The organism is Dietzia sp. DQ11-38-2, assembly GCF_014145055.1.
Lineage (GTDB): Bacteria > Actinomycetota > Actinomycetes > Mycobacteriales > Mycobacteriaceae > Dietzia.
On record NZ_JAALDW010000205.1, the window covers coordinates 1 to 5,941 of the forward strand.

The 5,941-nt window shown below is 71.5% G+C and carries 4 protein-coding genes; all 4 read left to right on the forward strand.

The window, feature by feature from the left end; all coding sequences use genetic code 11:
- A partial coding sequence (locus G6026_RS07575) for a DEAD/DEAH box helicase (protein ID WP_182612814.1) occupies positions 1–2,171 on the forward strand: 2,171 nt, incomplete at its 5' end.
- A complete protein-coding gene (locus G6026_RS07580) occupies positions 2,168–2,944 on the forward strand; it encodes a hypothetical protein (protein WP_309230201.1) in 777 nt (258 codons plus the stop codon). The genes G6026_RS07575 and G6026_RS07580, both read left to right, overlap by 4 nt.
- Positions 2,945–3,005: 61 nt before the next feature.
- The gene (locus G6026_RS07585) at positions 3,006–4,193 is read left to right on the forward strand and encodes a metallophosphoesterase (protein ID WP_182612815.1); all 1,188 of its coding nucleotides are present in this window, start codon (positions 3,006–3,008) and stop codon (positions 4,191–4,193) included.
- The coding region (locus G6026_RS07590) for an ATP-binding protein (protein WP_182612816.1) at positions 4,190–5,941 on the forward strand (1,752 nt) is incomplete at its 3' end. The genes G6026_RS07585 and G6026_RS07590, both read left to right, overlap by 4 nt.

The window sequence follows — 5,941 nt, forward strand, 5'->3', positions numbered from 1 at the left end:
TGGACGGGGACACGGTGGACGGCGCCACCGTCGGGGGTCGCGCGGAGGAGTCCTCGGACGTCGGCGTCGTCTGGCGGTTCCAGGTGCTCGTCCGGACGGGCGCGGATTCGCTCCGTCCGTTCTCCGATCTCGCCGACACCTCCTCGGTGGACGGGCCCGTACGTGATGTGGTGGCGCGGGCGGTCCGCTCGTGGCCGCCGCTGTCCCGCGCCACCCAGGCGGCCGGCGCTCCCGATCTGCTGCTCCCGACCGACCTCGTGGTCGACCTGGTCGACGAGGGCGTCGAGGCGCTCCGTGGCCGTGGGATCGAGGTCCTCCTCCCGAGATCCTGGACGAGGGTCAGAACCGCGGTGAGGGCGACCGTCACGGAGCCCGGGACCGAGTCGGTGGACTCGGGGCACCGACTCGGGCTCGAACAGCTGGCGGATGTGGACTGGGAGCTGGTGGTCGACGACAGCCCGCTGGACGCCACCGAGGCCCGGATGCTGCTCGACGCCGCCTCGGATCTGGTCAAGCTCCGTGGACAGTGGGTCCGCGCCGATCCCGGCGCGCTCCGACGGGCGGCTCGCTTCCTCGCGGCCAGGCGAGGTCAGAGGACGACAGCCCCGGCTCTCGTCGCGGCACTGATGTCCGACGAGGCGGAGGGCGTCGAGGTCGAGGCGCCCACCACCCTCGACTGGATCCCCTCGTCGTCGTCGCCGATCGCGCTGCCGGAGTGGTTCCGGGCCTCCCTGCGGCCGTATCAACTGGACGGCGTCAGGTGGCTCGCGGCCCTCTCGCGGGCCGGCACCGGCGCGGTCCTGGCCGACGACATGGGGCTCGGCAAGACGATGCAGGTCCTCGCGCTCACGGCGACCGAACACGCGACCGGGGGGTCCGGTCCCACCCTGGTGGTCGCGCCCCTGACCCTGGTGTCCACGTGGGAGCGTGAGGCCTCGAGGTTCGCCCCGGAGCTCCGGGTCCACGTCCACCATGGTCAGGGACGCGGCCGGGGGGAGGGCGCCGCCGCGCGGATGACGGACTCGGATCTCGTCCTGACCTCCTATGGAACGGCCACCCGGGACGTCGACCTGCTGTCCGGGGTGGAGTGGCGACGCGTGGTCGCCGACGAGGCCCAGACCGTCAAGAACCCGGCGACCGCGGTGTCCCGCGCGATCCGCTCCATCCCCGCCCGGCACCGGATCGCGCTCACCGGGACCCCGGTGGAGAACAGGTTGGACGAACTGCGGGCGGTGTTCGACTTCGCCAACCCTGGGTTGCTCGGGTCGGCCAGCACCTTCCGCGCCCGGTTCGCGGTCCCCATCGAATCGCACAGAGACGAGGCCGCGGCCACCCGGTTGCGCGCCCTGGCGGCCCCGTTCGTCCTGCGTCGGCTCAAGTCGGACCCGGCCGTGGCCGCGGATCTCCCGGCCAAGCAACACATCAGGGTCGACGCCCCCCTGACCCGTGAGCAGGCGACGCTGTACCAGGCGGTCGTCGAGGACATGATGGAGCAGGTCAGGGAGTCTGAGGGAGCGTCCCGCAAGGGTGCGATCCTGTCCGGTCTCAGCGCGCTCAAGCAGGTCTGCAACCATCCTTCGCACTATCTCGGGGACGGGTCCTCGCTGCTGCGGGGTGGGCGACACCGGTCCGGCAAACTGGCGGCACTGGACGAGGTCCTCACCGAGATCCTCGACGCGGGGGAGAAGGTCCTGTTGTTCACCCAGTACCGGGCTTTCGGGGACCTCATCCTCCCGCTGCTCGAGCGTCGCGCGGCGACAGGGGTGCCCTTCCTCCACGGGGGCGTCACCGCAGGCGGTCGGGCGTCGATGGTCGAGGTGTTCCAGAGCCCGCAGGGGCCGCCGCTGATGCTCGCGTCACTCCGGGCGGGCGGGACCGGGCTCACGCTGACGGAGGCCAACCACGTGGTGCATCTGGACCGGTGGTGGAACCCCGCCTTGGAGAACCAGGCGACCGACCGGGTGCACCGGATCGGTCAGACCCGTCCCGTCCAGATCCGGACCCTCGTGGCCCCGGGGACGGTCGAGGACCGCATCGACGAGCTGCTCGAATCCAAACGCGAGCTGGCGGATCTGACACTGGGGCCCCTCGCGGGCGTGCTCACCGACCTCACCGATGCGGACCTCGCCTCTCTCGTCGCGCTGACAGGCGAGGGGAGGGACGACGAGTGAGCCGGCGGGGTGCGGGCGGGGGGGTGGGCATCCCCACCAGGTCGAGGGCCGGCGCGTTCGGGACGCACATGTGGAGTCGCCGGTGGTCCTCGGACATCGAGTCCGGTGCGACCCGCGGCGAGGTGTCCCTCGGCCGCAGGGATGCGCGCGAGGGACGGGTGCTCTCGCTCGAGCACTCGGGCCGGATCGTGCGATGCGACGTCGACGGAAGCCAAGCGGACCCGTTCACGGTGGAGTTCGAGTTCTCCCCGCTCGACACCAAGGACACCGAGGCTCTGCGGGTGGCGCTCCGGGGCGAGGACGGGGGAGTTCTGCGCGCGCTCGCCGGTGAGTTCTCCGACACCGTCGGGTTCCTGCTGCTCCCGGCGGTCCACGGTGCCACCCGGTTCACGTGCCGCTGTCCGGTACAACCCGGCCCCTGCCGGCATGTCCTGTCCGCCGCTTACGTCCTGGTGGAGTGGTGGGACGCCACACCCGAGGTGATGTTCGCGCTCCGGGGACTGAGCGCCGGGGCGGTCGGCGCGGTGCTGGGAGGGCACGCCGAGGGGGACACCGGCGCGATCGCGTTCGATGTGGAGGACGGCCTGTGGGGGCGTGATCCGCTGCTCCCCGCGCTTCCCACACCGGCCCCGGCAGGTCTCGAGGACCTGCTCGACGCGCCGGTCACCAGGAGACTCGCCGCCGCGGCGACCGGGGACCCGCTCGAGCAGTTGCGTGTGGTGGCCGACCTCGAGGACTTTCTCGATGCCTTCACCCGGTACCGGTACCCGTGATCGGCGCACCCGGGGTGCATCCCGAGGAGACCGTGTCGGAGCGTCGACCTACGATGCGGCCATGGACAGGCGACGGGGCGGCGGCATGATCCGATTCCTTCATTCGGCGGACTGGCAGTTGGGGATGACCCGGCGATTTCTCGGTACGGAGTCGCAGGCGGTGTACACCGCGGACCGTCTCGCCGCGGTGGCGTCGCTGGGGGATCTGGCCGTCGAGCACGGCGCCGAGTTCGTCGTCGTCGCCGGTGACGCGTTCGAGGACAACGCGGTCCCCCGCTCGATCGTGCTCCGTGCCGCGGAGGTTCTCGCCGCCTTCCCCGTGCCGGTGCTGATCCTTCCCGGAAACCACGACCCGCTCGACGTCTCCTCGGTCCTGCGGTGTCGGGACTTCTCATCGGCGGTGGAGGGCGGGGCCGTCACCGTCCTCTGCGACTCCGACCCCGTCGAGGTGCGTCCCGGAATCGAGGTGGTGGGGGTCCCGTGGACCTCGAAACGCCCGGATCCCGCCCGGCTTCCCGCTCTTCTCGGCGACCTCGAACCGACGGACAACCTGAGAGTGCTCGTCGCACACGGCGGTACCGATGAGGTCTACGGCGGAGACTCACCGTCCGTCGAGGCCATCCGCGTCGCGGACCTCGAGGCCGCCGTCGGGTCGGGTCTGGTCGACTACGTGGCGCTCGGCGACAGGCATTCCGTCACCCGTGTAGGGGCAGGCGACCGGATCTGGTACCCGGGCAGCCCGGAGACCACGGCCTTCGATGATGTGGAGAAGGCGTCCGGTCATGCACTCCTCGTCGAGCTCGGGGCGGAGGGGTCGACCGGTGGCACGGGCAGTTGCCTGGTCACACCGGTGCGGACCGGGCGATGGTCGTTTCTCGCGATCACCGCGGAAATCGAGACCGACTCGGACCTCGACGCGCTCGCCGAGGGCATCGAGGCCGTACGGGACAAACCCAGGACGGTCCTCAAACTGGGTCTCACCGGGACCGTGGACGTGGCCCTGCGCGCCAGGATCGACGATCTCCTGGAGACGTGGGCGGAATTGTTCGCGGCGGCCTACCTGCGGGAGCGGCTCACGCATCTCGTGGTCCGCGCCGACGACTCGGACTTTGCCGGGATGGTCGACGGTTACGCCGAGCGTGCCGTGCAGGACCTCGTGGGGTTGGCGGCTTCGGACGGATCGGACTCCGAGGACGCGGGCAACGCTCTCAGTCTGCTCCACCGGCTCGTGGACGGAGGCAACCGATGATCCTGCACCGACTCCGTGTCGAGGACTTCCGTGGGGTGGCCCGGGAGGAGGTGCAGGTGCCCCCTCGCGGTGTGTTCGTGATCGAGGGCCCCAACGAGTCCGGGAAGACGAGCCTCATGGACGCGCTGGAGATGCTCCTCGAACACAAGGCGTCCTCCGGGCGGGCGGAGATCAAGGCGGCCAGCCCGGTGGGCCGTGACGTTCCGGTGGTGGTGGAGGCGGAATTCACCGTGGACCGCGAGCGGATGCGGTACCGCAAGGAATTCGTCCGCGGAAAGCGCACCACGCTCGAGTTCCCCGAGTCGGCGAAGGTGGCACTGACGGGCGACGACGCCCACGACTACGTGCGGGACGTCCTCGACCGCAGGGTCGACAGGTCTCTGTGGAGGGCTCTCCGCATCGCCCAGGACGAACCCATCGGCCAGGTGGAGGCGGGCAAGGGGATGGAGTCGCTGAGGCGAGCCCTGGACACCGCAGCCGGTGGCGCCGATCCCACCGGCGACGACACCCTGCTCACGCGGGTCGCCGAGGAGCGTCACCGCTATCTCACGGCGCGACGGGGAGAACCGACCGGTGACCTCGCGCGGTCCGAGACCAGGCTCACTGACGCACGGTCCGCCCTGGCCGAGGCCAGGGCGAGACTGGCCGAGCTCGATGCCGCGGTGACCGAACACGCCCACCACTCGGCCGTCCACGCCAGCCGTCGTTCCTCCCTCGAGGCCGTCGAGCTGGAGGTGGCGCGATTGGAGGAGTCGGGACGGTCGGTGGACCGGTTACGGGAGGCACTGAGAGCTGCGGAGGCCGAGGTCGACCGCGCCGCGGCCGCGTACGATGCGGCGACCCGGCTCCAGCGGGAGCGCGCGAGCCTCATCGCGCTCCGCGGGGAGGCGGTGATCCGGGAAACCGAGCTGCGCGATGCCACCGAGGATGCGGCGCGGCGACTGGAGCCGGCCGAGAGCAGGGCGAGTGAGGCGCGAGCTGCCCTGGAGGCGGCCGAGGAACGGGTCACCAGAGCTCGCAGACTGGCCGACGCGGATCGGGACGCTCGCGAGCAGGCTCGGCGTCGCGCGGACCTGTCGGGCCTCGATTCTCTTCTCGAGACCCTCGGTTCTGTCGGGCGGGAGCTCGCCGCTACCGAGGCAGAGCTCGCGGCCATCGACCTCCCCGGCGGCACCGTCGACCGGATCCGCGCCGCGGAGGCATCCTTACGCGAAGCCGTGGTCCGGAGCGCGGCCAGCGCCCCGACGGTGACAGTTGCCGGCGAGGGGACGGCCCGCATCGGCGAGGAGACGATCGATGCGTCCGTGGGCTGGGAGCGCGAGATCGTCGAGGACACCGTGTTCCGGGTGGGAACGGTGTCGCTGACCGTCGTCCCCGCCGGGGACACCGACGCCGTCCGCCGCGCGGAGTCGACGGCCAGGGCCCGCCTCGAAGAGTTACTGCTCGATTGTGGCTGCGCTTCGCTCGCCGAGGCGGAGACGCGCGAACGACGGGCCGAGGGACTCCGGGCCGACCTCGCGGCGCACCGGCGACGCAGGGCCGACCTGCTCAACGGGGACACCCCCGAAGACCTGGCCCGACGTCGGGAGGCCCTCGCCGCGGCGGTGGCGTCTCATGAGGATGCGCCTGCGGACTCGACCGACGGCCCCACAGGCGCCGGTGAACCGGGCGACGGCGGTTCACCGGATCCGGTCGCGGAGGCGGCAACGGCGGAGGAGGAACTGAGCAGGTGTCGCGCGGAGGACCGG